The sequence below is a fragment of the Streptomyces sp. NPDC006610 genome (assembly GCF_040611575.1).
Lineage (GTDB): Bacteria > Actinomycetota > Actinomycetes > Streptomycetales > Streptomycetaceae > Streptomyces.
The window spans coordinates 15841-40822 of record NZ_JBEXOP010000029.1 but is presented as its reverse complement, the minus strand read 5'-3'; the positions used below and the strand labels follow the sequence as shown (position 1 = coordinate 40822).

Genomic DNA, 24982 nt, shown 5'->3' with positions numbered 1-24982 from the left:
CGTCCCTTGTTGAAGGTCGCTGGCGGGCGGTGCGGGGTGCGGGTGGTTGGGCATGGGGGTGGAACCCCTCCGGCTGCCGGACGGGCGTGGGGATGTCGACGGCGAGCCGGAGGGGGGCGGGTGACTGCTTGGCGACCGTGCCGAGGAGCACGCTGTCGCCGCGCAGCAGTTCAGGTGGCGGACAAGACGGCCGGATCTCGTAGTTCGTCCACCGGGATGAGGCTGTAGGTCTTCAGCTGGCGGACCAGCGTCACCGCCAGGCACGTCGGCAGGCGTGGGTGGCCGTAGGGCAGCGGTTCGGTGCTGCGGCCGGCCGGCACGGGCCGGCCGTCATCGCCGTGGTCGTACAGGTGGCCGTGCACCCCGTACAGGCAGGTGTTCAGCGCCAGGTAGGCCTTCGCGCTGTCGCGGTCGGGGTGCAGGAGTGCGGCGGCGGCGACGTGCTGGGCGCAGACGGGCGGCTGGCTGACGAGGACCTTCGTGGGGTCGGGTGTGACGTCGCTGGGGTCCATCAGGAAGATCAGGCCGTGCGGGGTGTGCGCCGGCCGGATGCAGAACTGGCAGAGCAGGTTCCGCATGGCTCGGCGCTGCCGGGTGGGGTGCACGGTGGGCGGACGCGGCGTGCCCACCGGCATGCCCCGGCGGTCCTGGACGGTGTGGGTGTACCGCATCCACAGCACACTGTGCTCGTCGCGGTCGCCCTTCACTTCGTGCGCGTAGCCCAGGCGGCACCCTGTGCGCTGCGTGTCCGGCTCGAGGACGAGATCGCCCAGCGTGGGGGCTTCCCCTTCTCGCGCGGTGGTGTAGGGCGCCAGTGCGGGCCTTCGCGTCTGACGGGCACTGCTCAGCTCTCCCGCCGAGAGAGGGCTGTATGGAAGCGGGGGGACGATCATGCCGCCTCCTTGAGGCACGGGCCCAAAGGCGAGGCCACCCGGCGGGAGTGCATGTCGACATCGGAGCCGAAGCGGGGGTCCAGTCCGGCCGCGCCCGCGACGTCATCGTCCGCATGCAGAGCGACCTCTCGCCCGTCCGGCAATGCAGAGGCCGCCACGTTGCCGCACTGGATCGCCGCGCGGGCCAAATGCTGCGCGCCATAGGCTGACCACGAGGCCGGTCCGCCGCCACGGACGGCGGCTGCCGGACACGCGACTGCGTGGGAGAGGAACGAGCGCCGATGGCAACGTACGAGGTCGAGTCGATCGCAACGGTCGTCGGGGGCCATACCCGCGTTCAGGACGACTACCAGGGCGGGGTCGAATCGATCATCCGACTCAACGACAGCTTCCCGCTCGAAACACTGCAGGGCATCGAGGAGTTCTCCCACCTGACGCTGACCTGGCGCTTCCACCTGGCGAGACCGGAAGACGTTCAGCTCCACGCGCGCAGCCCTCGCGGGAACCCGAGCTGGCCGGCGACCGGTACGTGTGTCCATCGCAACCACCGGCGCCCCAACCAACTGGCAGTCAGCTACCCAAGACTGCTGGGTGCGGACGGTCGCGACCTCTTGGTGACCGATCTCGACGCGGTCGACGGGACGCCGGTCGTGGACCTTGCCCCGTACTTCCGGGAGATGGGCCCTCGAGGTGCCATTCGCCAGCCCGCCTGGCCGAGCGAGATGCTCGCTGACTACTGGGCGAAGGCAGGCGACCGACCCCCCGGGCCCTCGGCGTAGGAGGGGTGCTTGAACTCTGCCCGCAGTGGCGAAGGAGGCCTCTGAGCCGACGGCCGGCAGGCGTAACCGGTCGACCGAGCCGTCTCGGCAGACCAGCGAGGCGGCCAGCATGTCTCCGATCAGGCCGCAATCCTCTACGTGTAAGCGGCTAGTCATACCATCTGTCTTTCAAGATCCTGGCGGGGCAGGGGGCGGGGCGGGTCGAGCAAGTGGGGTGGGTTGAGGGAACCTCTCCGGCTGTCGGACACCAGGGTGCCGACGGCGGAGCCGGGGAGCGCGGGGCTGAGAAACGGCGTTCCTGAGCGGGGCGACTCGGGGATACGGCGAAGGGCTCTTGTCCCAGTAGCCGCTCGCGACATTAAGCACCGTGCAGGCTTCGTCCAGCGCTTCGCTGTCGAATGGCGCCCAGCTGTGCGGGGCGTTAAGGACGGACGTCAGGGTCGCCTATCAACCGGTACCACTCCTCAACAGCGGGGGCGCTCACTGGACGCCAGCCGACGCGGTCGCGGCCTCGGCCTCGGCCAGCTTCTGGCGCAGCACCGCGAGCAGGTGGTCGGCATTGACATACGGGTGCGTCACGCTGTCCGGCGGCACCACCCAGAACCGGCCCGGTCGCTGGGTGCGGTCGATGCTGGGCACGCCGACGTGATGCTCGTAGTCGTGGGTGCCCCCGAGGCAGGCGATCTGGGTTCGACTGAACTCGTGGTGCGGCCAATGCGCGTCGGTGCCGGGCGGCACGAGGAAGTACAGGAACGGTCGGCACGGGTCGCAGAAGGCGAGGCCGACCAGGCGCAGGCGAGTGAGACACGACAGCAGCGCCGCCGGCTCGGTCGTGTGGTCGAAGCCAGGATCGAGCATGGCGGAGGGCACGCGCACGACGTCCCAAGTACGGCCGGCGACGAGGAGCGCCACCCCGCGACTCCACTGGTGAAGCGCATCCCGCTTGTCCCGGGCCGCGCGCAGCAGCCACCTCTCCGCAGCCTCGCGGCGGGCCCGGTCGGCGCCGTTCAACACGTACAGGCTGCTGGTCATCCGTCCGCCTCCGAATCCATGTCCGGTAAGCCGGCCGGACGGGACCGGTCGTCGTGGGCGGAGCGGGGCGGTTTCGTGGGGAGGGAGCGGACCGGGCAAGGCCCCGTCACGGGCGTGGTGGCGGTCGCCGCTGCGTCCGCCAGCGCCCGGCGTCGCCGCTGGTCGGCAGTTGTTCTACGCATGACTCACGTCCCTGGCGTAGGTCTCTAGCTGATGCATGGACCGTACGACCGGGGTGTGACCTGAACCATACAAACAGCGTGGTAGTTCGCCGCCCACCGTCAACGAACTACCACGCTGCGTAGCAGATTTGTTGATTTGTCAGGCGTGGACGTTCAGATGGACCGCCATCTCCCGCATCTCCCGCGTCAAGGTACGCTTCCGCGTCTTCAGGATGTCCTCCATGACGTAGCGAGCCATGGGCTGGTGCTGAATCCAGGCGCCCCCAGTGCGCCGGACACGGATCAGCTCGTCCATGGCGTCCTGCGTGGACCCCACCAGGACGTGGCTGCGGGCCACGTCGAGCCGGTGCCGATTCCAGTTAATAGTGGAAGGCCGACCCACCGCCCTTATCGCACGACGAGACAGAAGCCCTTCGTCCGTGCGCCGCAGGACCCCGTGTGCATCCCCCGCCAGGGACATATCCTCCACGGCTTTCAGCTCCGCCGTGACCGGACCGAACCGCGCCCAGTGAGTCGTGTAGTCCTCGTGCTCATGGCCGACTGCCGATGCCGCGACCGCCGCCATCCGCCGGGCCTCGGCCGCCTCATCCAGCTGGTTGTTGCGCACCGCAGCGGACGCGACACGCAGACACAGCTCGCCCCACGCCGCCAACTGCCCTGTCGTCGCTTCCGAGAACCGCGGCTCAATCGCCTCCGCCGTCGTGGCCGCCAGCTGCACTACCTCATCGAACCGGTCCTGCCGCAGGAACAGCCAGCACAGGCCAATGACGCCCGTGGCCGCAGCCAGTTTCTCCTCCTGCTCGCGTGCGAGCCGGATGCCGTCCACCAAGGCCTGATAGGCCATGTCGTACTGCCGCACCTGAGTGAGGTACTTCCCTGCCAACAGCAGGGCGTGAGCCCGTACGATGACCGCCTCCCGGCGGTTCTCCTCATCCCCGGCCGACACCGCCGCCTCCGCCGTGCGCAGCAGTCCGGGAAGCATCTGAGCCACTGAGTCGTACCGGTCAGCCTCGTACAGCGCGAGACCGTCCTCCACCCGCTGGCGGATCTGCGACAGGCTCTCCACCTGGCCGGGGTCCACCAACGTCTCGGAGATCCCCACCGGCGGCATGAGCGCCTGCCTCAGCTGGGACAGGAGCTGCCGATTCGCGCCGTCCTCCACCACCGGAAGCGGCGTGCCCGGCGCGAACAGCGCGGACGTCTCAATGCCCAGCGCACGAGCAATCTGGTTCAGCGTCTCCACCCGGGCGTGACTTCCCTGTTCGATCTTCCTGATCGTGCCGACCGACAGACCGGCATCTTCGGCAAGCTGCTCTTGGCTTAACCCGGCCGTCCTGCGGTGGGCGCGGACGGCGTCTCCCAACGGACTATGATTCTGGGCCATACTGGAGCCTCCGTTTTGACCTCGACACCCAAAACGGTAGCGCGAACAACGCCCCGTGACTGTGAGAAGTCACGGGGCGTTGTCGTGCACGGCCAGCTCACACCCAGACTTTCTCTGTATCGGCGGCGACCACCTGCCGCCGTCGAACGGAATAGAACGCCGTCGCCGGCCAGCCCTCGAATCACGGCCCGCGGCCCAGCGCAGCTGCACCGCGGTGGTGATGAGGCACAGGGCCATCGGCGAGGCCCGCTCGACGCGCGCCAGGAGGGCCATACACGCCGACCCGCGCGTCGCCGAGGCGTCCGCCTTCGCCTATGACGGACAGCTCACCCAGTACCTCGCAGGCGTGCCGGCACGGGGCCAAGGCGGCGGGTTCGTAGACGAACTGGTCTGGAATCCGCGCGCTGACGTCGGCTCAGGTGAGCAGAGCCCGGGCCGGGGGTAGGGGGCGTGGGGCGGAGCCGAGGTGGCGGTCAGGCGGGCCCTCTGGGTGGGTGGTAGCGAACGCCAGGATGGGGCCGCGGTCGGGGGTACGCAGCAGTTCACGCAAGAGGGCAGCCATTCGCTCGCCGACGGCCGGGTCACTGGTCAGTAGATAGTGGTGGATCTGACGGTCAGGCCGGTCTCGGCGACACAGCCGTCTATGAGGTCGCTGCAGTACTGGATGTGCCACAGGCCGCGTCCGATGCGCTGGACGAGGTGCTGGTGCGGTAGTGATGCAGCGCCGCGATGTCCAAAAAGTGACCAGTCGGCCACGCTCCCTTCCTGCGTCCCTCCTTCATCCGGGATGCCCGACTGTTAGCGTCCGCACCATGTGGGCTCAAGAGATCATGGCCGGCCGACCGGCTTGGCGGCATAATCCCTCCGGAGTGGTCTTCCGGGCCGTGCCCGGCGGGACGTTCCGGATGGGCTTGTCCGACGCGGAGCTGGACGCGGTTCGCGCCATCGAGCAGGCCGACGGCGCCGATGACGATCTCGAAGCGTTCTTCGCCGGTGCAGGCCAGACCCGCCCGGTGCGGGAGGTACGGGTCGAGCCGTTCCTGATCGCCCGGCATCCGCTCACGGTGGAGCAAGTACGGCACTGGCTGCCTGAGTACGAGGACAGCTTCGCTGACTCGGATGCGAGCACGGCCCGACTCAAGGACGATTTGGACGACCTGCTCAAAGCGTTGCCGTTCCGGCTGCCCAGCGAGGCGGAGTGGGAGTACGCGGCCCGGGCCGGTACGACCACCCTGACCTTCCGCGGGGACAACAGGCCGGACGAGGACCAGGTGCTCGACGACTTCGCCGACGAGGAACGCACGGCAGCGGCCGAGAACGCCTTCGGGCTGGCGGCCATGGGCTCATCAAACGAGATCTGCGCCGACGTATGGATTCCGCACTTCACGGACGCGCCGATGGACACACGCCCCCGCACCGGGGATGGGCCGCGGGTGGTGCGCGGGGGCGGTGGTGACCTCTTCCCGTGGCAGGGCTGCGACGAATGGCTGCTGCTGCTCTCCGCCACCCGCTCCAAGTTCGAGATTTTCACCGCGGTCCGCCCAGTGGCACCCGTGCCAACCAATCACGGGCATGCTGAGCAGGGAGACAGCACGTAGACAAGACGCGCGCCCTGGGAACTCCGGCACGGCGCCAGGTCCCCTACCGACGGAAAAATCGCGGACAGGGGCCTGTGTGCGCCGACTTTTGCCGATGCCGAGCGACTCCGGACGGCCCCCGCGATGGGGAGTCCCCTGCTACACCGGGTTATCGTGCCGTCGTGACAAGCGCGACGGAGCGTCCCCTCCTTGGCCTCGACGTTGACGGTCCACTGATCCCGTTCGGGCCGTCGTCCGGTTGCCCTCATGCCGCTGTCACGGACGCCTCGGGAAACCCGCTGCTGCCGCGACTCGACCCTGGGCTCGGATCTCGCCTCACAGCTCTGGGATGCCATCTCGTGTGGGCCACGACCTGGATGGAGGAGGCGAACGAGGTCGTCTCACCACGCATCGGACTGCCCAGCCTGCCCCTGGTGGAGTGGCCGGCCTCTGCCGACGAGGGCCCGCGTGGCCTGCACTGGAAAACCCGACACCTCGTCGAGTGGGCCAATGGCCGACCGTTCATCTGGGTCGACGACGAGATCAGCGCCATGGATCGTCTGTGGGTCGATGCCAGTCATTCCGGGCCGGCACTGCTTCACCACGTCGACTCCGCCAAGGGCCTGACGGACACCGACTTCACCGCGCTCGGCCCGAGACCTGGTCGTGGCGACCTTCCCGAACCGCTCCCCCACCTCGGCCGCGACCGCAGTCATGGCTTCGTGGTCGGTGACGTCGGCGTGCCAGACGCCGCTCTCGCCGTTGCAGCCGGGACGCCACCTGCTTGAGGGCGTTCGGACCGAGGCCGACGAATCGAAGCCTTCCCCGCGGCAGGACGCCTGGCGGTCCCGCGCGGATAGGGTCCGGTGCCATGTACCCGGTCAATCGCACCGCCCCTCGCCTCGCACTGCGCGAACTAACGCACCGTGACACCGAGGCTGTGTACGCTGTGTACGGCAGCCCGAAGGCCACGGAGCATCTGTCGTTCGAGCCGCGCAGCCGCGAGCAGGTCGCCGAGATCGTCGCCAGGTCCATTACGTCCGCCAGGGCGGCGCCGCGGACGGAGTACGCGCTGGCGGTCGTGGAACGCGAAACGGCCCGGTTGATCGGGTACGGCCGCCTCGCCCTGGACCCGCACCAGCAGCGTGGAGCCACCTTCGGCTTCGCCCTGAACCCCGACGCCTGGGGCGTCGGCAACGGACTGGAAACCGTCCGCCTCCTCCTCGGCCTCGGCTTCGAGGAACTCGGCCTCCACCGCATTTGGGGCGCGCGCTCACCTCGCAACGAGGCGTCAGCCAGAACGATGACGGCTGCGGGCATGGTCGAGGAGGGCGTCATTCGCGAGCACATCCAGAAGGCCGGGCAGTGGCGAGACTCCGTCGTCCACGCCATGCTCGATCGTGAATGGAGAGTCCGCCGCCTTCCCGGACGGTGATCGGCACCGTGAAGGAAGCCGGCTCTCACGCTACCGCCACCTCATAACGAGGTCTCAACGAAGCTGATTCATGCTGATCCTCGCAGCTCGGAGGTACTGTAGGTTCCTGCCATGAAGCAGGGTAAAGAGGTCGAGAACCCCGAGTCGCGTTTCTTCGCGGTGCTGCTGGCGGCGGCGAAGCTCCCCGGTGTGCGGATCCACAGGGAGGCTTACCTCCGAAGTGCGCTCGCTCGCCACTGCTCCGAGGAAGAGATCAGACGAGCGATAGAGGAGACTCCCGCTGCCGCGGGCATCACTGTCGAGCTCCTCGACAAGGTCGCCAACGACTCCATCCGCTACGAAACCGCCAAAGTCAGCGTCCTATCGGCCGCAACTGGGATACCCGGCATCCTCGCCCTGCCAGCCACGGTGCCCGCCGACCTGGCCCAGTACGTCGGCCACATGCTGCGCATCGCGCAGAAGCTCGCCTACCTCTATAGCTGGCCCGATCTGTTCGCCGACGAGGGCGAGGGCGTCGATGATGCGACGATGGGGGTGCTCACGCTGTTCTTCGGCGTGATGTTCGGCACCCAGTCGGCGAACGCCGCCGTGGGCAAGGTCGCCGGGATGATGTCGAAGCAGGTCGCGAAGAAGCTGCCCCAGAAGGCGCTCACCAAGGGTGTCATTTACCCGATCGTGAAGAAGTCCGCGGCTTACCTCGGTGTCCAGATGACCAAGCAGTCCTTCGCCAAGGGCGTCTCCAAAGCCATCCCCGTCGTCGGGGCCGTCGTGTCCGGCGGGCTCACTCTCGCGACCTACCTTCCGATGGCCAAGAGGCTCAAGAAGCACCTCGCCGGCCTGCCCCTGGCGGACCCGTCGCACCGAGTGCCGGAGGGAGACGTCGTAGACGGCGAAGTCGTGGAAGAACACGAGACGCTCGCCCCGGCGGACGCTGAACTGCACGCCCCGAACGCCACTGCCGTCAAGCTGGAGGATCCCAGGCCCTGACGCCGCGACAGCCCTCCTGGCCGCCCGCCTCAAGGGAGCGGCCTTCCGCCTTCAACGGAGGTGTGGGCCGGGTGCGCTGGCGCTACAGCTGCTCGCGATGTTTCGCCCAGGACACACGCCCGCAACGCCATCACCGTGGGCTCAGGGAGCGGCGGGCCGATGCGATGACGCTGTGGGCGTCAGCCCCGTACACTGCCGACTCGCTGAGTGTCTTCCAGATCTTTTTGTACAAGGTGATGTTGTCGGCGTCGTCCAGCCACAGTTCGGCATGCCAGTCCTCGGCGACGACCAGTCGGTCGTCGAGCACCCAGAAGCCGTTGGCAGGCACGATCCTGACGGACGCCGTGAAGGGGATGACACCCAGCTCGACCGTGTCCATGCCGATCATGCCGTTGAGGCGGTCGAGTTGGCTCGCCAGCACCGAGGGCGGACAGATCAGTGATCGCAACGCGGCCTCCCACATCACCACGTGCAGCTTGCGCCCGGACCGGTACAGCCATTCCTGGCGCTGCACCCGGGAGCGGACGGCCGCTTCGATGTCGTCGGCTCCGCCCAGCAGCTCCGAGTACCGCTGGATGACATGCCGGGCGTACTCCGGAGTCTGCAGCAATCCGGCGATTACCGACTCTTCCCAGATCCACATGACAGAGGTGCGGTCGATCTCGGCGCTCAGCCCTTCGTGAAGGGGCTTGAAGCCGTTCGCCAGCGCTCGGCGCCATGACCTGATATGCGATTCGAATCCGGCCAGCCGAGCGGCGAGTTCGGGGTACACCCCCGGCTGCTCGGTCGCGTCGGCCCACGCCCGCAGGTCCTCGGGGGTAGCCGTCTGCCTGCCGTTCTCCAGCTTGCTGACCTTGGAGCCCGGCCAGCCGAGTCGCTGCGCGAGCTGCTGGCCGGTGAGCCGACCACCGGGGCATGTGAAGCGGATTTCGCGCAGCCGCGCACCCAACGCCGCTCGTGCCTGCTGATAGTCGGTGCTCACCGGTCATGCGCTATTCGGTCGTGGTCACCTGCGCGGCGAACCGGTCGCGCGGGACGGCGTGGTGCATCGCCGCGTCGCGGACCATGGCGTACCGCACGACCTCAGCCGGTTCGGTGATCAGCTCGATGTCGAGCAGGTTGTCCCCGTCGTCGAAGTGCAGCAGGGCGACCAGCCGTGAATCGAAGATCCAGAAGTCCTCGGCGGGCAGACCGGCTCGCTCGGCGTCCTTGCGCCACAGATACCGGATGTCCTCGCCGAAGGCGGCGTTGTGCCGGGCGTAGTCGAGCAGGAACAGCTGTTCCGTGGTGGGCGGGGCATCGGCGATGCGTACCCGGCCGACCGTCTTGCCGGCGTCCGTCTGGGCCTTGATGGTGACGAACCAGGGTTCGTCGGGGTCGCAGGGCGACGAGCCGGTGGCCAGGAACGCCTGGAAGTCGGGGTCCTGTCGGTCCGACGCGTAGCCGCGCCGCGTCTCCAGCCGCCAGGCGGTGTGCTCGAAGGCCTCGAACAGGCGGCGGAAGGTGGCCCGGTCCACGAGTTCCGGGCACCCGCTCCATCTCCTTCGGCCCCCAGTTCACGAGCAGCTCGCGCGGCACGGCCACCGCTGCCTCACCGGCCCCGAAGTGCCGGAGCTGTGCGAGGTCCTCGGGGTCCGTGACGGGCGTGCCCTGAACGATGATCTCGCCGGTGCCTTGGTCAGTGTGCAGGGCGGGGCAACCGTCGACCTTGCTGTCCGTGCCGGTGAAGCGCAACCGACGAACCATGGACGCTCTCCCTTTCGCGGGGTGTTGATCCCCTCAGCATGGTCGGTGGTCCGGCTCGGTACCACGGAGTCAGGCAGGGTTCAGCAGAAAACGTCAGCAATCTCGTGGCCGCAGTGAGAAAACTCGAGAAAACAGTGTACTGCCGGCTGGTGCTCAGCTTTTAGCGTGCTTGTAGAGGTTCGGCACGCCCATTCCACGAAGGAGCAGCCCATGACCGTCACCCTCGACCGCCCCCTGAGCACCCGCACGCGAGACCCGAAGGAACTGCTCAACGCCGTCCAGCCCTGGATCAGGCACCTCACGGTCAACGTGCTGGACGGCGGTATGACGCTCTGGGACCGCGAGGTGGCCCTCCTGCTGCGCGACGACACGATGGTCCGCGACATGGCCGAACGAATCCTCGGCAACGCCGTCATGTACACCATCGGCTGCATGGAGCACCCCGAGGTCCACCTCGGGGTCGGCAAGCTCGTCGACATCGGCGTCCACCAGCTCATCCTCGACACACCCGTGTGGTGGGCCCTCTGCGACGCGTACAACGAGGGCCGCTACAAGCACCACGCCCCGTTCATCGAGCGCCGCCGCGACGGCCTGTGCCTGCGCTCGGCGGACTTCCTGAAGTCCATCGGCTTCGACATCGACGAGGAGCTGTGGGCGATCGACGGCACGGACTGCTCACCGTGCGACAACAAGGTCCCCGACAGCCACTGAACAGCCCTACCCTGGCCCCTGCCGTCAGTCCCGCCGATGACAGGGGCCGGCCCCTGCGAAGAGGAATCGCCTTGCCCGCACAACACGACATCGCCGCCGAGACGGAGCTGTGGGACACATTTGCCGCTTCCGCTTTCAAGGCAGACGCGGAGCCGGGCTTCTGCTGGACCCAGTACGCCGGTCACGGACCCGGCCCGGAACTGCTGGGCGACCCGCGCCGCGTGCTGGAGATCGGCTGCGGCACAGGCCGCGCCCTCGCCCACCTCGCCGAGCGCGGCATCGTCGCCCGGGGCGTCGACCTGTCACCCGTCATGGTGGAGAAGACCACGACGAAGTGGCATGGCACGGGCGCGGAGTTCGTGTGCGCCGAGGTGTTGGAGTACCTGAGCGGGCACGAAGAGGTGTACGACGCGGTCTACTCGATCTTCGGAGCCGTCTGGTTCACCGACCCGAGCCGTCTCTTCCCCCTTGTCCGCCAAAGGCTCAGGCCCGGCGGTGTCTTCGTGTTCTCGCAGCCGCCCGCCATCCCGGGCGCGCACGGGCCGCAGGGCATGTACAAGGGAGGCTTCGCCGGAAAGGCGATGTTCACCTACCGCTACAGCTACCGGCCGGCCGTCTGGGAACGCCTGCTGACCCGAGCCGGTTTCGCCACGGCCGACGCGCAGGTGCTCGACGCGCCTCACCCGGGGCACATCGGGACGCTCCTCGTGCGCGCGGTCGCTCCGTGACGGACCCGGATCCGCCGCAGGAGCTATGCGTCAAACTCCGGATGGCAGCCGACCGGCTGTTGGCCGGGACCCCGCTGCACTGCTCGGGCAAGCGCACCATCCTTGACCTGGCCGAGGAAGCCCAGATCAAGCGGTGGCTGCTGACGCACAGGTATCCGAACAAGCTGATGGCCAAGTATCAGGCGGAGTTCGAGGCCGCCCGGCACAGAAGTGAGCCGGTCAAAAAGGCTGAGGCCGAGCTCGACAAGCTCCGCGAGGAGCTGGCCCGGGTCCGCAAGAAGAAGCGGCAGCTGACGGAGCTGGTGGGCGATCGAGCAGCTGGCGAGGGAACGGGCCGAGGCCCTGGCCGAACGGGATGAGGTCCTGCCCACCACCCCGCCACAGCAGCGGGCCGCCCCTTCCGGCGGGCGAACCCGCCGCCCGCTTCGCCGCGGGGACGGCGGTGACGAGCCGCTGCGGCGGCACGGGGCCCCTCCGAACGGGTGGGATCGGCGGTTCGCATGGCGAGTTCTGAGGTGACTTCCCTAGGCTGCGGCGGCATGAAGGGGCGGCGTCTGGCGACCGCCTTACGAAGACAGGTGCGGGAGAGTACGGGTGGAGCCCTACAGCAGGCACGGCAAGTTGGTGCGGGACCGGATTCCGCAAATCATCCGGGAGGACGGGGCCGAGCCGGTCACCTACACCGCGGGCCGGGAGGAATACCGCGGCCGGCTGCGGGACAAGCTCGGCGAGGAGGTCGCCGAGTTCCTTGAGGCGGACGAGGACTCGGCGCCGGAGGAACTCGCGGACGTGCTGGAGGTCGTGCGCGCACTCGCCGCAGACCTGGGGGTCGACGCGGATCAGCTGGAGAAGATCCGTGAGGCCAAGGCGGGTGAGCGGGGCGGCTTCGCCGACCGGATCGTCTGGACGGGCAACCGCTGACCGCCGACCGTCCTCGGCGACGAGTCGGTACGCGACTTCGTGCACAACTGCGTACGCGGCTGTGGACGTTGGCTGGTACGCGGCTTCATGCACCAGTCGGTACGCGGCTGGGGACGAGAGCGGGTACTCCTCACGCCTCGGGCTTGGTCAGGACGGCATGGCACACGCCGGTCAGCGGGAGCACGGGGGCACCGGCGGCGGGGACGAGTCCGGCCCGGCGGGCGAGTGCGGTGATCTCGCCCGGGTCGATGCCGCGCTGGAAGGTCCCCTTGCTCTGGCTGGACCAGAAGCCGTCGTGGTGGGCCGTCCAGCCGCCGTCCGTGGCGGCTTTGGTGATCTCCTCGGGTGAGCGGGTGACGGCCACGACATGCCCGCCGGGACGGGCGACGGACGCCGCGTCTTTGAGGGCCTGGATCCGCTGCCAGGGGTCGGGCAGCACATTGAGGACGAACATCGAGGTGACCAGGTCGAAGCGGGTCCGCTCGGGGCGGGGCCGGCCGAAACCGTCGTGCGGGTCGAACCCTTCGGCGTCCAGGCGGCCCCAAGGGCACCGGCGCCCTCTACATCCGCCGCGGCACCCGCATCACCGCCCAGCAGACCGGAGGCGGACAAGAACGCGGCCTGCGGGCCGGCACCCCCAACGTTCCCGCGACTGTCGGCTTCGGCGCCGCCGCCCACCTCGTCACCACCGACGCCGTCCCGCCCCCGACCCGCACCCGGTCCCTGCGTGACCGTCTCCAAGACCGCCTCCGGGCCGCGATCCCCGGCGCCACCGTCAACGGTCACCCGCACCGGCGACTGCCCGGGAACCTCAGCCTCACCCTCCCCGGCATCGAGGCCACCGACCTCCTCGACCGCATCCCCGGCATCGCCGCCTCCACCGGCTCGGCCTGCAACACCGGAAGCGGCGAACTCTCCCACGTCCTCACCGCGATCGGCCTCACCCGCGAACAGGCCCGCGCGACCCTCCGCCTCAGCATCGGCCGCACCACCACCGACACCGACATCGACCAGGCCGCCGACCTCATCACCCATACCGCACACACCCTGATGCCGGCGCCCGCCAACGCGTCCTGACCCGCCACCCGAACCAGGCCGCCCTCGCGGGAAGACCCCCCCCGCGGCCCTCCGGGGCGGCCTTCGAACCTCGCCCGGCCGGGCCTCGGCGCGGGGGTGACCTCACTATCCTTAAACGGGATGATTAGGGCATTGAAGGAAGATCCCCAGCTCGCCCCGCATACGCCGGGCCCGGTCATCCACGCACGACTCACCGCACTCGTCGGCTGACCGCTACGGCGGTCGAGACGCTGCGGGCCGTGGCCTCTCAAAAGTGAGGCCATGTGACCCTGGGCAACCGACTGGGAGCCCGGCCTCGCGCTCTGTTCGTCAACCTATGCAACACACGCAGACTGGCTAGTAGTGCTTCGTTACGTTGAGTGATCTCGGCTGATCGTGGGCAACTTCCCGGAATGAGGTTGGGGGAAGTGGAGCGCCTCCGGGATGAGTTGGCGGAGTTCGTTGCCGATGTGTTCGGGTCGTTGCCGCGGCGGGATCAGCGGCGGTGGGGCGAGTGCTGCACGCCGAGGCCAACCCGCCGGTGAGCAGCAGGCCGAGACCACTCTGTCCGACAACTCGACCGGAGATCCCGTTCCGCATCGTGGACTTGAGAACCGCTGTGTCCCGGTACACTTCCACGCACATGCAGTTTGGTCCGCCGACCGTGTGCCTGAGCGCGTTGCCCACGAGCTCCGAGGCGACCAGAACGGCGTCGTCCACCCGCTCTGGCTAAGCACGTTCTTTCACAACCTCGCGTACATGCCGGCGCGCGAGGCCAGCAGGCTCGGCGCAGTCGGCCAGCTTCACCCAATGGCGCCGTACCGGGGTCCGCCTGAAGAGGCGCTCCTCGTCCACCAGTCCATCGCCGCTTCCCGCTTTCCACCAGAGCACTGGACTGATCAGTCTTGCCACGGGTGAGCCGCGGCGGCACGCCACGCTCCCGTCTCCCCACACGCCGCTGGACGGCGGACGAACGGCGTACCGACGGCGTACCGACGCCGACCGAACCCGGCCAGGCTCTTCATCGAGGCGCCGGTCCTTAGCCTCGGTGCACCTGGCGGGAGGTAACGCGAAATGAGTAGCAGTGCGAGGCAGACCGCACCACACGAGGTGCCCCTGGGCCCGCGCCTCGTGACGACCTTCTTCAAAGACCCGTCCCCGTAGACGCACACGGGCGAGCGTGTGGCACCGCCCCTGGCCGGTGCCGGAGACTTCTGTCTCCTCCTCGCCAGTCAGGGTGCGTAGGCCGCATCTTCCGCATCGACGGCATCGAGATCGACGTCGGCCAACGCGAACTCGGGCGCCACCACGTCGGCCAGTGCGGCGACGGCGCCGGCGAACTCCTCGAAGTCCATGTTCGCCCCAAAGAGGTTGTTCTCGATGCTCCACAGCTCGGCTGCCACAACGCGGACGCACCGCCCACGCTCACGCCGTAGGTCCACTACGAGAAGCGGCAGGTCAGTCGAGGCGACAGCTACAGGGTCTGCAAGGACAAGAAGTGGATGCTGATACTCCGCAGGGAAGAGGTCGAGGACCGACTCGGGCGTCAAGCCCTCGTAACTCCGGTCATCGACAAGTGCGACGTTGGCAAGAAGCCGCCCTGCTGGGCGAGCACAGCGCCGCCCGCAGAGCGTCCCAAGCACCGTCTGCCGAGAAATCGGTGCGCACAACGAGGGCTTCCAAAGTGCACGGGAGCTGATGCATGCGGGGACAGTACCGCCAACCCGGTGAACCAATCCGGTCACAGCACTAGACAGCTCCACCACACCGGAGGTCTTCGCCATGATCAAAACCGGCGAGTGTCAACAACGCTCATGATCAACACAACTAGCCGGCGAGATGACCCGTCTGACGGACAGTGGCGTTCTGGAAGCCTGGGAGATCTGCCCCGACTCAGGCGGCGCGCATTGGACTCTCGCACCAGGACAACGATGAGATCGACCGAGGGCCCTGGATTCCCCGCCCTGCGTGATGCGGGCCGACCGGTCAGGCGGCATCGCTGATCGCGATTGCAGTGCTCACCGTCTCGACGACCCCGAACTGCACCCGAGGCCCACTCTTCATGCCCGCCCAACGGCAAGCTCACCCGACCGAACTGTGCCAGCAACCCCATCCGCCAAGATCGTCACGACAAGGGCTTCTCGATTCCAGAAGCCGCAGCAGACCCCAATGCGGATCAGACAGGCGACAGCCCGCCTGATCGGGCAAGGACGACAAGGCCAAGCCCTACAAGCAGCAGGGACATGGCGTCCTCAAAGTCGCTCTGCGTCGGCCACTCAGCATCGGCCCTGCGCATCCGCAGGTACTGGGCCCTGACTTCCTCCAGGGCATCTTGATCGACGTCCCCGTCCTGAACTGCCTTCCCTGCTTGGAGGACGACATCAAGGTGTATCAGGAGCGATTCGGGCTGCCCTGCGACTGGTCCGCGCTCAAGTGACCGGAGCACGTTGCCGAATGCGTTCTTGTCTTCGAACTGAGGGGCGCACCTCGCAACGAGGTCTTCCCGGTCGTAGGTGCCCGTGTAGAAGGCTTCGGTGAAAGCCTGCAGGAGTTCGCGGCGGCTACGAGCGGTTCCGAGTCTCGGGTCGCACAGTGGATGCACGAACTGAGCAGCCCTGGTCTTCGCCCACGCTCGGCTACCGCGAGGGTCACCGACGTACGTGCGGAGCGCACGGAGGGCCTGTCGCGTGCTCACCCAATCGTCATCACCGAGGAACAGCCAACACACAAGCACGAACTCAGCCAACGGCCGGACGGATGGCGGCTTGCGTCTGCGCAACAGGTCAAGAAACAACGTCCGTTGAGCACCGGTGTGCAGCGCCTTCTCTGAGCCGCGTTGTCCCGTCCGCCGACGCTGGGGTTGAGCCAGCAGCCCCCTGGCCACCCAGTCATGCACGAGGCGCTTGGTCACTTGGTGACCTGCCGCCGCAGCATCGGCGACCAGATCGTCGATCGTGCCCGGTTCGCTAATCACCTCTGGAAATTACATCGGATCCGAGCGGCCTACCTGCACTTCTCGAAAGCTCCAATTCGTAGGCTCAGCAATGAAATCAGGGACCCACCAGCGGCCTGAGCTTGCCGGCACCGCCGCAGGCAGGTCCCTGATCATGCGACACCACATTCAGGAGAGAACGATGAGTGCCGACGACAACGACCCTAAGCCTGCCACCGAGCAACGCACCACCTCCCAGCCGCCGAAGAGGCAGTCTCGACGGTTGAGCCCTTTACTCCAGCTGATCTTTCGAAACGCCGTCGGCGGAGCCGCCTCGGCAGCGGGGGCGGCGATCATCGGTTGGTTGATCTGGTTGATCCAGCGCTGAGCCGTCCCCGCCGCTGGGACAACCGACCCTGGGGAGCCGGTCCTCACATCTCCAGAGCTCCGGGCCCCGGGCAGGGAGGGGCGGCAGCGCTCCTTCGGGGCCGATGCCCACCATGGCGCGGCCGGCCAGGACGCTCTCGGGGTGAGCCCACGTCGCTTTGCGGACTGGTCAGGCCGGGACGGCAGCGGTCGCCGGTTCGGTCTGTGCCGCGCCGTGTGCGGCAAGGTAGCGCTCGGCGTCCAGGGCCGCGGCCGCGCCGGTGCCGGCGGCGGTGATGGCCTGGCGGTAGGTGTGGTCGACGACGTCGCCGGCGGCGAACACGCCGGGCAGGTTGGTGCGCGTGGAGGGGGAGTGCACCTTGATGTAGCCCTCGCCGTCCAGCTCCATCTGGCCGGTGAACAGCTCGGTGCGCGGGTCGTGGCCGATCGCGATGAATAGCCCCGTCACGTCCAGGTCGCGGGTGGCGCCGGTGAAGACGTCGCGCAGGACGACGCCTCCGAGCATGCCGCCTGTGTCCTTGATCTCGGTAATCTCGCTGTCGAACGCGAAGGAGATCTTGTCATCGGCGAAAGCCCGGTCCTGCATGACCTTCGAGGCGCGCAGGGTGGAGCGGCGGTGGACGACGGTGACCGACTTCGCGAAGCGGGTGAGGAAGGTGGCTTCCTCCATGGCGGTGTCGCCGCCGCCGACCACGACGATGTCGCGGCCCTTGAAGAAAAACCCGTCGCAGGTCGCGCACCAGGACACGCCGCGGCCGGACAGCTCGTCTTCGTTCGGGAGGCCGAGCTTGCGGTAGCCGGAGCCGGTCGCGATGATCACCGTCTTCGCGCGGTGCACGGTGCCCGCAGAGTCGGTGAGGAGCTTGATGTCGCCGGTCAGGTCGACGGAGACGATGTCGTCGTCGATCATCTCGGCGCCGAACTTCTCGGCCTGGGCCCGCATGTTCTCCATGAGGACCGGGCCGTCGACACCCTCGGGGAAGCCGGGGAAGTTCTCCACCTCGGTCGTGGTGGTCAGCGAGCCGCCGACGAAGATGGAGCTGCCGAACAGCAGAGGCCTGAGCTGGGCGCGGGCGGTGTAGAGGCCGGCGGTGTATCCGGCAGGGCCGGAGCCGATGATGACGACCTCGCGTATCTCGCTCACGCCGTCGTCTCCGGCTTCTCCGGGGCGATCTCGGCGATCAGGCCCTCGACCAGAGTCTTGATCTCGTCGCGGATCGGGCGCACGGCCTCGACGCCCTGGCCGGCCGGGTCCTCGAGCTTCCAGTCCAGGTAGCGCTTACCGGGGAAGACGGGGCAGGTGTCGCCGCAGCCCATGGTGATGCAGACGTCCGACTCGCGGACCGCGTCCATGGTAAGGATCTTCGGCGTCTCCTTGGAGATGTCGATGCCGACCTCGGCCATGGCCTCGACGGCGGCCGGGTTGACCTGGTCGCCGGGGTTGGAGCCGGCGGAGCGGACCTCGACACGGTCGCCGGCCAGGTGGGTCAACCACGCGGCGGCCATCTGGGAGCGGCCGGCGTTGTGGACGCAGACGAACAGGACGGACGGCTTGTCGGCCATGGTGATCGTTCTCTCTCGTCGCATGGCGGAACCCAGCCGCCAATGACTTCAGCCCTCGCTGGTATCAGCGGGTGATGATGTGAGAGTATCAGTGCATGCTGACTTCAGTCGATCCTGACGTGATCCGGGTGCTGGGCGATCCGCTCCGCCTGAAGATCGTGACCCTGCTGGCGCGCGAGACGCTCTGCATGACGCACCTGGTTGAGGAGACCGGAGCCAAGCAGACCAACCTGTCCAACCACATGAAGGTGCTGCGCGAGGCCGGGCTGGTGGAGACCGAGCCATGCGGCCGGTTCACCTACTTCAAGCTCAAGCCCGACGTCCTGGCCGGGCTGTCCGAGCAGTTCGCCGCGCTGGCCGACTCCGCCCGTACCGCTGCCGAGAACAAGAGGGCCTGCCCGTGACCTCCACCGAGCCCACCACCGCCTCCACCAAAGGCGCCGGCCCGGCCGGGGACGACTCGATCGTCAAGAAGCTCTCCACCCTCGACCGCTACCTCGCCGTGTGGATCCTCATCGCCATGGCCGTCGGCCTCGGGCTCGGGCGGGTGATCCCGGGACTGAACGACGCGCTGGCGAAGGTGGAGATCGGCGGGATCTCCCTGCCGATCGCGCTCGGTCTGCTGATCATGATGTACCCGGTCCTGGCCAAGGTCCGCTACGACAAGCTGGACGCCGTCACCGGCGACCGCAAGCTGATGATCTCCTCCCTGGTCGTCAACTGGGTCCTGGGACCTGCGGTGATGTTCGCCCTGGCGTGGATCTTCCTGCCGGACCTGCCCGAGTACCGCACCGGCCTGATCATCGTCGGCCTGGCCCGCTGCATCGCCATGGTCATCATCTGGAACGACCTGGCCTGCGGCGACCGCGAGGCCGCCGCCGTCCTCGTCGCACTGAACTCCGTCTTCCAGGTCATCGCGTTCGGCCTGTTGGGCTGGTTCTACCTCGACCTGCTGCCCGGCTGGCTGGGCCTGGGCGACGGCGCGCACCTGGACACCTCGATGTGGGAGATCGCCCTGAACGTGGTGATCTTCCTCGGCGTCCCGCTGCTGGCCGGCTTCCTGACCCGCCGCATCGGCGAGCGCAAGATGGGCCGTGCCGACTACGAGGCGAAGTTCCTGCCGAAGATCGGCCCGTGGGCCCTGTACGGGCTGCTGTTCACGATCGTCATCCTCTTCGCTCTGCAGGGCAAGACCATTACCTCGCAGCCGCTGGACGTCGCCCGGATCGCGCTGCCGCTGTTGGTCTACTTCGCGGTCATGTTCTTCGGCACTTTCCTCCTCGGCAAAGGCCTGGGCCTGGCCTACGACCGCACCGCGACGCTGGCGTTCACCGCGGCGGGCAACAACTTCGAGCTGGCCATCGCGGTCGCCATCGCCACCTTCGGCGTCACCTCCGGCCAGGCCCTGTCCGGCGTCGTCGGCCCGCTCATCGAAGTCCCGGTGCTGATCGGCCTGGTCTACGTCGCGCTCGCCTGGCGAGGGAAGTTCGCCCCGGCGCGGTGACCACCGCCCCGTGACGCAGCACACGATTGTGGTGGTGGTCGGCGGCGGCCAAGCTGGGCTCGCCGCCGGCTACCACCTGCGCCGCCAGAGCCTCGACTTCACCATCCTGGACGGCGACACGGCGCCGGGCGGTCCTGGCAGCACATGTGGGACTCCCTGCACCTGTTCCCCCCGGCCGCCTACTCACCACTCCCTGGGCGGCTCATGCCCGCTCAGCTCGTCGGGACCTACCCGGACGCCGGGCATCCGGTGAAACTACCTCGCCGGCTACGAGAAACGCTACGACCTGCCCGTCCAGCGCGGCACCCGTGTGGACGCCGTATGCTCTGACGGCGACCGGCTCCTGGTCGAGGCAGACACCGGCACCTGGCGGGCCCGCGCGGTCATCAGCGCCACCGGCAGCTGGTCGCGGCCCTCTCCCCACAGTTCCGGGCCGATCCGTATTCACCGGCCAGCAGCTGCACACCGTGAACTACCGCTCCCCGGCCGACTTCACAGGGCAGCGCGTCATCGTGGTCGGCGGCGGCAACTCCGGCGCCCAGATCGCCGCCGACCTCACCCTGGACGGCCGCGTCGAGGTCACGTGGGTGACCCGGCGCCCGCCCCGTTATCTCCCCGACGGCATCGACGGCCCCGCCCTGTTCGACGTTGCCACTGCCCGACGCCGTTCCCTCGATGCCGGCCGCAGCGACACCGGCGGAGTGGCCTCGCTCGGCGACATCGTCGCCGTGCCGCCCGTCCGTGCCGCCTGCGACGCAGAACGCCTGCTGGCGAGGCCGATGTTCTCCCACCTCACCGCCGGCGGCGTTCGGTGGGCCGACGGCAGCGGGGCCAGCGCGGACGCGATTATCTGGTGCACCGGCTTCCGCCCGGCCCTGTCCCACCTCGCCCCGCTGGACCTGCGCGGCCCGCGCGACCGCATCCCCACCGACGGCACCCGCGCCCTGGGCGAGCCGCGGCTGCACCTACTCGGCTACGGCGACTGGCCCGGCCTCGGCCACCCTTATCGGCGTCGGCCGCACCGTCCGGGACGCCGTCCGCGAAGTCACCGGCCTGCTCACGTAGGCGCGCCGTAGCGCCCGTCTCGCTGTCACCGCCGTTCACCGGTTGCGTGCAGCTCCCCCTTGTCAGTGCCACCAGCGACAATCCCTTACGACAGCGCTATGTACGCGGAGATGCGATCGAGACGACCCTCTACCTCGGGTGCACGGAGGTCACGGTCGCCAAGGGCGGCACCACGCCGAAGGGCACCCGGTACATCGACCTCGGCGGCGGGCACACGGCCGTCCAGGCCGCTCAAGGCGTCGCCCACGTTCGTACGCCCGGACCGCGACGGCGTCGTCTGGGCCGAGGGTACATAGGGCACCCGCTGACGCGGTGATCTGGTGCACCGGCTTCCGGCCGGCCCTCTCGAACCTGTCGTCCCTCGGCCTGCGCGGCCCACGCGGCCGCATCACCACCCGCGGCACTCGCTCCGTGCAGGAGCCTCGGTTGCATCTCCTCGGCTACGGAGACTGGACGGGCCCCGCCTCCGCCACGATCATTGGCGTCGGACGACCGGCCCGCGACGCTGCTCACGAGATCGCCGGGCTCCTTGCCAACGGGGGTGATTCGAGCGAGACACCAGTCCCACATACTGATCACCGGGCAGGTCATCGAGACGGACAGTCATGATTCACCTGCGTCAGCCGCACGAAGGCCGGGGCGCCGGATCCAGGATGGACCGAATCCTCTGCAGTCCCTCGTGGTTCACGGAGAACCAGGCCCAAGTGCCGCGCCGTTCGCGGTCAAGGAGCCCGGCCTCGGTCATGATCTTGAGGTGATGGCTGACAGTGGATTGCCGCAACTCCAGGCTGTCGGCGAGGTCGCACACGCATGCCTCGCCCTCAGGCGCCTGTTCCAGTAGCCGGAACAACTGCAACCGGGTGGGTTCGGCGATGGCCCTCAGCATCGCAGACAGCTGCTCGGCTTCGGAGCGCTCCAGAGGCTTGCAGCTCAGCCCCGGCCCGCACGAGCCACCCTCGATGAAACCGTCTTTCGACGCTTGCAGATCTATGACAGCCACCCGATGACCATATACGCCGTGTGATCACTTTGACACGATCGAAAGTGGCCGTACCGTGCATTCAACAAGAGTTGGGCGCCTGTTGTGGCTGGCGTCGACACAGCGGCGAACGAGCCGACCGGCGTGCGAGGCGCGTCGTGGTGGCTTCCTTGCGAGCAGTGAAGTCAGTTGTTCATGTGTGGGAGGCAGCTGATTGGAGTTGTAGCGAGACTCATGAGATCGGGAGGCGCCCCGCTGCTCAGTCGTGGCGGGCGAGCTTGACCGCGGAGACGAGCAGGATCACGGCGAGAACGGGGATGAGGAGCAGGTCCGGGAACACGCCGAGGAGCAGTCCGCCGAGCACGGCCCCGGCGACCGAGCCGGCGGCCATGAGCGCCGTGAAGCGGAGGTTAGCGCCCAGGACGGCAAAACTGCCGTCGCGGCTGTAGCGGGTAAACGCGACGAGCATGGTCGGCAGGGAGACCAGCAGGGAGAGGCTTCCGGCGGTCCTGATGTCCTCGCCGAACAGCAGCACGATCGTCGGGATCAGCAGCTCGCCGCCGGCCACTCCCATGATCGCGGCGACGACGCCGATGCCGAACCCGGCCGCGACACCGGCGGGGAACTGGGCCCACAGCGGCAGCGCGAGACTGTCCAGGGTGGTGGTGTGGGTGACCAAGAGCGCGGCGGCCATGAGGACCATCAGGGCGGCCAGCACCTTGTAGAGGGTGGCGCTGCGCATACGGACCGCCCAGCTTGCTCCGGCCCAGGCGCCTATCAGGCTGCCGGCCAGCAGGTTGACCGCGATCGGCCAGCGGGCGGTGACCTCGGCGGCCGGGACCGCGGCCAGGCGGGCGGGCAGCGCGACCAGGACCACCACCAGGCTCATCGCCTTGTTCAGGATGACGGCCGAGAGCACGGCGAACCCGAAGAGGCTGATCAGCAGCGGCAGGCGGAACTCCGCGCCGCCCAGCCCAATCATCCCGCCCAGAACGCCGATACCTGCTCCCGCCCCGAACACCACAGGTGCCGAGTTCGCGAGCCGAAAGGGATGGAGGGTCTGGTTCGTGCTCATGACAGACATCCTCGCTGGACGCGAGCCCTGCCGCTACGACAGCCCCCGCCTTCGGGGCAGGGCACCGGACGTCCGGTCCTGATTCGTTCTGACCTCCGAGAACCAGCCCTGCGACTGCCCGCCCCTCTCCGCGGCCGGTCGCTGGCCCGTGCCGGCGAAACTCGTCAAGATGCGGCGCGCTTTCCGCTGACCTCGAACGCCTCCCAAACGGGTAAGCGCGTTCTCGTGTACAGAGCCGGTCGCGGACGAAAGAGACGGCCCGAGAAGGTTCAGCTCTCCCGAGAAGGTCATGGTCTTCTGACCGGGGCTGTCCAGGTCGTGCCGTCGGTTGGTGTGGTGTGCCAGGCGATGAGTGCGGCAGCAGCGGAAGCCAGTGCGAGGACGGCGAACAGGTGGGGGTATCCGCCGAGGGGAACGGCCAGGGCGGTGCCTGCGAAGGGAGCGAGCGCGGAGGCGGTCGTCGTGGGGGCGGCAAGAATGCCGGAGAGACGGCCGTAGCGGTTGGCGCCCCACCGGTCGGTAATAGCGGTGGCCTGCAGCAGGGTGAGGTTGCCGCGGACGGTACCGGCGATGACGGCGAGGACTGCCAGCAGAAGGTAGGGGCCGGTGATGAATGCGAAGGCGGCGGTGGTCGCTCCTCCCAGGCCGATGAGGGCGGTGGCGCGCAAGGCGGGTGAGCTTCGGCGGGCCAATGCGGCATACAGAGTACGGCCGAGAGTCTGGCCCGCTCCGCCCAGCCCCAGAGCCCAGGCGGCCTGGGCAGGGGTATAACCGCGGTCGAGCAGCAGAGGGATGAGGGTGACGACCACGGCGTACATCGCGAATGCCGAAAGCGTCAGGGCGGTGGCAAGGAGCAGGAAGGGACGGCTGCGGGTGATGACTGTCGTAGTGGCGGTTGCGCCGGCTGCGACAGAGGGCTGGGCGGGAGGCCAGGGGCCGCGCAGGGCGAAGGCGTGCGCAGGTACGGTGACGGCGGCCAGGACGGCAGCGAGGATCAGATAGGTGTGCCGCCAGCTGAAGTGGTCGGCCAGCTGGGCGGTCAGAGGTGCGAAGACGGTGGAGGCGAGGCCGCCGGCGAGCGTGACGACGGTCAGGGCGCGTACGTGGTCGGGAGCCCACCAGCGGGTGAGTGCGGCGAAGGCGGGCTGGTAGAACGTGGAGGCCATGGCGAGACCGGCCAGTAACCATCCGGCTGTGAACAGGGCCAAATTGGGCGCGGTCGCGATGATGATCAGACTGGCAGTGCCGATGACGGAGCCGGTGGTCATGACCGTGCGCGGGCCGCGGGTGTCCAGGATCCGGCCGACGCGGATGCCGGCCAGGGCAGAGACGAGCAGAGCGGCGGAGAACGCGGCCGTGGTCATGGCCGCGCTCCAGCCGGTGGCGGTGGTGATCTGCGAATTGAGGACAGGAAACGCGTAGTAGACGATGCCCCAGCTGGTGATTTGGGTCAGGCACAGGGCCGGCAGGGCCCTGCGCGGCCGCGTCGGTCTGTCGAGTGCCGCGGTCGCGGAACGGGCCGTGAAGAGGTTGCTCATGCGCCGTCAGCAGCAACCAGCCGCGTCGGACCGCTGTTCGGACCGGTTGGCGACTGCCGGGCTGCAACAGGCGCTGCCGGACTGCTTGGCGAGGGTGTCGGCGTCGGCCTTGACGACGTACACCTCCCACGGTTCCTGGCCGGGGCCGCGCACCCAGACTTTGTCCTGCAGGGCGTAGCAGCAGGCGGTGTCCTTCTCCTCCGCTGTGGCCAGCCCCGCCTGGGCCAGCCGGGCAGCGGCTGTCTGCACGTCTTCGGTAGAAGCCACCTCGATGCCGAGGTGGTCCAGGCGGGTGTCCTCGCCGTCTGTTCCTTCGATGAGAACGAACTTGAGCGCGGGGTCGCTAATCGCGAAGTTGGCATAGCCGTCACGGAGTTTGGCGGGTGCGGTGTCGAACAGCTTGCTGTAGAAGACGATCGCGGCTGGCAGATCAGGTACGCGCAGGACGAGCTGTACCCGGGACATGTGAGTTCCTTCTGCTGGATTGGATGGTGCACGCGGCCTGCGG

Annotated in this window: 25 protein-coding genes and 6 pseudogenes; 16 read left to right on the top strand and 15 right to left on the bottom strand. The window is 68.3% G+C overall.

Translation table 11 applies throughout. The features are described 5' to 3' along the window. Nucleotides 1-170 precede the first annotated feature (170 nt). Nucleotides 171-893, bottom strand: coding sequence for a hypothetical protein (locus tag ABZY13_RS22765; RefSeq protein ID WP_356633556.1), 723 nt, complete (start codon nt 891-893; stop codon nt 171-173). A 74-nt stretch (nt 894-967) separates the two neighbouring features. Here ABZY13_RS22765 and ABZY13_RS22760 point away from each other — a divergent pair. Continuing rightward, nucleotides 968-1102: pseudogene (locus tag ABZY13_RS22760) on the top strand (Tat pathway signal protein); the annotation flags it as partial. Nucleotides 1103-1174: 72 nt separating this feature from the next. Then, entirely contained in the window at nt 1175-1672 is a 498-nt protein-coding gene (locus tag ABZY13_RS22755; RefSeq protein WP_356633554.1) for an SAM-dependent methyltransferase, read from the top strand. Between the two features lie 480 nt (nt 1673-2152). Here the strand turns inward: ABZY13_RS22755 and ABZY13_RS22750 are convergent, their stop codons facing one another. The 3 genes from ABZY13_RS22750 to ABZY13_RS22740 form a co-directional block, all read right to left on the bottom strand. Beyond that, nucleotides 2153-2704, bottom strand: a complete 552-nt coding sequence (locus tag ABZY13_RS22750; RefSeq protein WP_356633552.1) for a hypothetical protein — start codon at nt 2702-2704, stop codon at nt 2153-2155. A gap of 321 nt (nt 2705-3025) precedes the next feature. After that, the gene (locus ABZY13_RS22745; protein WP_356633550.1) at nt 3026-4249 is read right to left on the bottom strand and encodes a helix-turn-helix domain-containing protein; all 1224 of its coding nucleotides are present in this window, start codon (nt 4247-4249) and stop codon (nt 3026-3028) included. A 609-nt stretch (nt 4250-4858) separates the two neighbouring features. Further along, the gene (locus ABZY13_RS22740; protein ID WP_356633654.1) at nt 4859-5026 is read right to left on the bottom strand and encodes a hypothetical protein; all 168 of its coding nucleotides are present in this window, start codon (nt 5024-5026) and stop codon (nt 4859-4861) included. 56 nt (nt 5027-5082) lie between these two features. Here ABZY13_RS22740 and ABZY13_RS22735 point away from each other — a divergent pair, with 56 nt between their 5' ends. The 4 genes from ABZY13_RS22735 (at nt 5083) to ABZY13_RS22720 (ending at nt 8269) form a co-directional block, all read left to right on the top strand. Next, on the top strand, nt 5083-5868 hold the full coding sequence (locus ABZY13_RS22735) for an SUMF1/EgtB/PvdO family nonheme iron enzyme (RefSeq protein ID WP_356633548.1): 786 nt from the start codon (nt 5083-5085) through the stop codon (nt 5866-5868). A 161-nt stretch (nt 5869-6029) separates the two neighbouring features. Continuing rightward, nucleotides 6030-6635 (top strand): hypothetical protein, encoded by a 606-nt coding sequence (locus tag ABZY13_RS22730; RefSeq protein ID WP_356633546.1) that lies wholly within the window; start codon nt 6030-6032, stop codon nt 6633-6635. A gap of 83 nt (nt 6636-6718) precedes the next feature. Further along, entirely contained in the window at nt 6719-7282 is a 564-nt protein-coding gene (locus tag ABZY13_RS22725; RefSeq protein WP_356633544.1) for a GNAT family protein, read from the top strand. 111 nt (nt 7283-7393) lie between these two features. Next, on the top strand, nt 7394-8269 hold the full coding sequence (locus ABZY13_RS22720) for a hypothetical protein (RefSeq protein WP_356633542.1): 876 nt from the start codon (nt 7394-7396) through the stop codon (nt 8267-8269). A 130-nt stretch (nt 8270-8399) separates the two neighbouring features. Here ABZY13_RS22720 and ABZY13_RS22715 read toward each other — a convergent pair whose 3' ends face one another. Together ABZY13_RS22715 and ABZY13_RS22710 are read right to left on the bottom strand one after the other, a co-directional pair. Further along, nucleotides 8400-9251, bottom strand: coding sequence for a helix-turn-helix transcriptional regulator (locus ABZY13_RS22715; RefSeq protein WP_356633540.1), 852 nt, complete (start codon nt 9249-9251; stop codon nt 8400-8402). Nucleotides 9252-9261: 10 nt separating this feature from the next. Next, nucleotides 9262-10015, bottom strand: a pseudogene (locus ABZY13_RS22710) (DUF6879 family protein). 210 nt (nt 10016-10225) lie between these two features. On the opposite strand from ABZY13_RS22710, the gene ABZY13_RS22705 reads away from it, so the two are divergent. The 4 genes from ABZY13_RS22705 to ABZY13_RS22690 all read left to right on the top strand — a co-directional run bounded on the left by ABZY13_RS22705 (nt 10226) and on the right by ABZY13_RS22690 (nt 12375). Continuing rightward, nucleotides 10226-10726, top strand: coding sequence for a hypothetical protein (locus ABZY13_RS22705; RefSeq protein WP_356633538.1), 501 nt, complete (start codon nt 10226-10228; stop codon nt 10724-10726). Between the two features lie 71 nt (nt 10727-10797). After that, on the top strand, nt 10798-11454 hold the full coding sequence (locus tag ABZY13_RS22700; RefSeq protein ID WP_356633536.1) for a class I SAM-dependent methyltransferase: 657 nt from the start codon (nt 10798-10800) through the stop codon (nt 11452-11454). Further along, nucleotides 11451-11813, top strand: coding sequence for a hypothetical protein (locus tag ABZY13_RS22695; protein WP_356633534.1), 363 nt, complete (start codon nt 11451-11453; stop codon nt 11811-11813). The genes ABZY13_RS22700 and ABZY13_RS22695 overlap by 4 nt, the downstream gene beginning before the upstream one ends. Before the next feature lie 235 nt (nt 11814-12048). Next, a complete protein-coding gene (locus ABZY13_RS22690) occupies nt 12049-12375 on the top strand; it encodes a nucleoside triphosphate pyrophosphohydrolase (protein ID WP_356633532.1) in 327 nt (108 codons plus the stop codon). Between the two features lie 130 nt (nt 12376-12505). Here ABZY13_RS22690 and ABZY13_RS22685 read toward each other — a convergent pair whose 3' ends face one another. Further along, nucleotides 12506-12829: a hypothetical protein gene (locus ABZY13_RS22685; RefSeq protein WP_356633530.1), complete on the bottom strand. Its 324-nt coding sequence runs from the start codon at nt 12827-12829 to the stop codon at nt 12506-12508. Nucleotides 12830-12924: 95 nt separating this feature from the next. Here ABZY13_RS22685 and ABZY13_RS22680 point away from each other — a divergent pair. After that, nucleotides 12925-13452: pseudogene (locus ABZY13_RS22680) on the top strand (aminotransferase class V-fold PLP-dependent enzyme); the annotation flags it as partial. Between the two features lie 1211 nt (nt 13453-14663). Here the strand turns inward: ABZY13_RS22680 and ABZY13_RS22675 are convergent. Further along, entirely contained in the window at nt 14664-14834 is a 171-nt protein-coding gene (locus ABZY13_RS22675; RefSeq protein ID WP_356633528.1) for a hypothetical protein, read from the bottom strand. 773 nt (nt 14835-15607) lie between these two features. Next, nucleotides 15608-16405 (bottom strand): hypothetical protein, encoded by a 798-nt coding sequence (locus ABZY13_RS22670; protein WP_356633526.1) that lies wholly within the window; start codon nt 16403-16405, stop codon nt 15608-15610. A gap of 160 nt (nt 16406-16565) precedes the next feature. Between ABZY13_RS22670 and ABZY13_RS22665 the strand changes: the two genes are divergently transcribed. Next, nucleotides 16566-16751, top strand: coding sequence for a hypothetical protein (locus tag ABZY13_RS22665; protein WP_356633524.1), 186 nt, complete (start codon nt 16566-16568; stop codon nt 16749-16751). Between the two features lie 168 nt (nt 16752-16919). On the opposite strand, the gene trxB is transcribed toward ABZY13_RS22665, so the two are convergent. Next, nucleotides 16920-17894, bottom strand: coding sequence for a thioredoxin-disulfide reductase (gene trxB / locus ABZY13_RS22660; protein WP_356633522.1), 975 nt, complete (start codon nt 17892-17894; stop codon nt 16920-16922). Then, the gene (locus ABZY13_RS22655) at nt 17891-18313 is read right to left on the bottom strand and encodes an arsenate reductase ArsC (protein ID WP_356633646.1); all 423 of its coding nucleotides are present in this window, start codon (nt 18311-18313) and stop codon (nt 17891-17893) included. Before ABZY13_RS22655 ends, trxB begins: the two co-directional genes overlap by 4 nt. Before the next feature lie 95 nt (nt 18314-18408). Between ABZY13_RS22655 and ABZY13_RS22650 the strand changes: the two genes are divergently transcribed. From ABZY13_RS22650 to ABZY13_RS22635, 4 genes and pseudogenes are all read left to right on the top strand, one after another. Then, nucleotides 18409-18717 carry a metalloregulator ArsR/SmtB family transcription factor gene (locus tag ABZY13_RS22650; protein ID WP_356633520.1) on the top strand — a complete coding sequence of 103 codons (309 nt, stop codon included), beginning with the start codon at nt 18409-18411 and terminating at the stop codon, nt 18715-18717. Further along, nucleotides 18714-19831, top strand: a pseudogene (gene arsB, locus ABZY13_RS22645) (ACR3 family arsenite efflux transporter). The gene ABZY13_RS22650 and the pseudogene arsB overlap by 4 nt, the downstream one beginning before the upstream one ends. Beyond that, nucleotides 19828-20882 (top strand): annotated as a pseudogene (locus tag ABZY13_RS22640) (ArsO family NAD(P)H-dependent flavin-containing monooxygenase). Before arsB ends, ABZY13_RS22640 begins: the two co-directional pseudogenes overlap by 4 nt. Before the next feature lie 269 nt (nt 20883-21151). Continuing rightward, nucleotides 21152-21491: pseudogene (locus tag ABZY13_RS22635) on the top strand (hypothetical protein); the annotation flags it as partial. Between the two features lie 10 nt (nt 21492-21501). Here ABZY13_RS22635 and ABZY13_RS22630 read toward each other — a convergent pair. The 4 genes from ABZY13_RS22630 to ABZY13_RS22615 all read right to left on the bottom strand — a co-directional run bounded on the left by ABZY13_RS22630 (nt 21502) and on the right by ABZY13_RS22615 (nt 24939). Beyond that, entirely contained in the window at nt 21502-21882 is a 381-nt protein-coding gene (locus ABZY13_RS22630; RefSeq protein WP_356633518.1) for a metalloregulator ArsR/SmtB family transcription factor, read from the bottom strand. A gap of 238 nt (nt 21883-22120) precedes the next feature. Further along, the gene (locus ABZY13_RS22625) at nt 22121-22936 is read right to left on the bottom strand and encodes a sulfite exporter TauE/SafE family protein (RefSeq protein ID WP_356633516.1); all 816 of its coding nucleotides are present in this window, start codon (nt 22934-22936) and stop codon (nt 22121-22123) included. A 287-nt stretch (nt 22937-23223) separates the two neighbouring features. After that, nucleotides 23224-24474, bottom strand: coding sequence for an MFS transporter (locus tag ABZY13_RS22620; protein ID WP_356633514.1), 1251 nt, complete (start codon nt 24472-24474; stop codon nt 23224-23226). Nucleotides 24475-24480: 6 nt separating this feature from the next. Further along, a complete protein-coding gene (locus tag ABZY13_RS22615) occupies nt 24481-24939 on the bottom strand; it encodes an ArsI/CadI family heavy metal resistance metalloenzyme (protein WP_356633512.1) in 459 nt (152 codons plus the stop codon). Between the last annotated feature and the right edge of the window lie 43 nt (nt 24940-24982).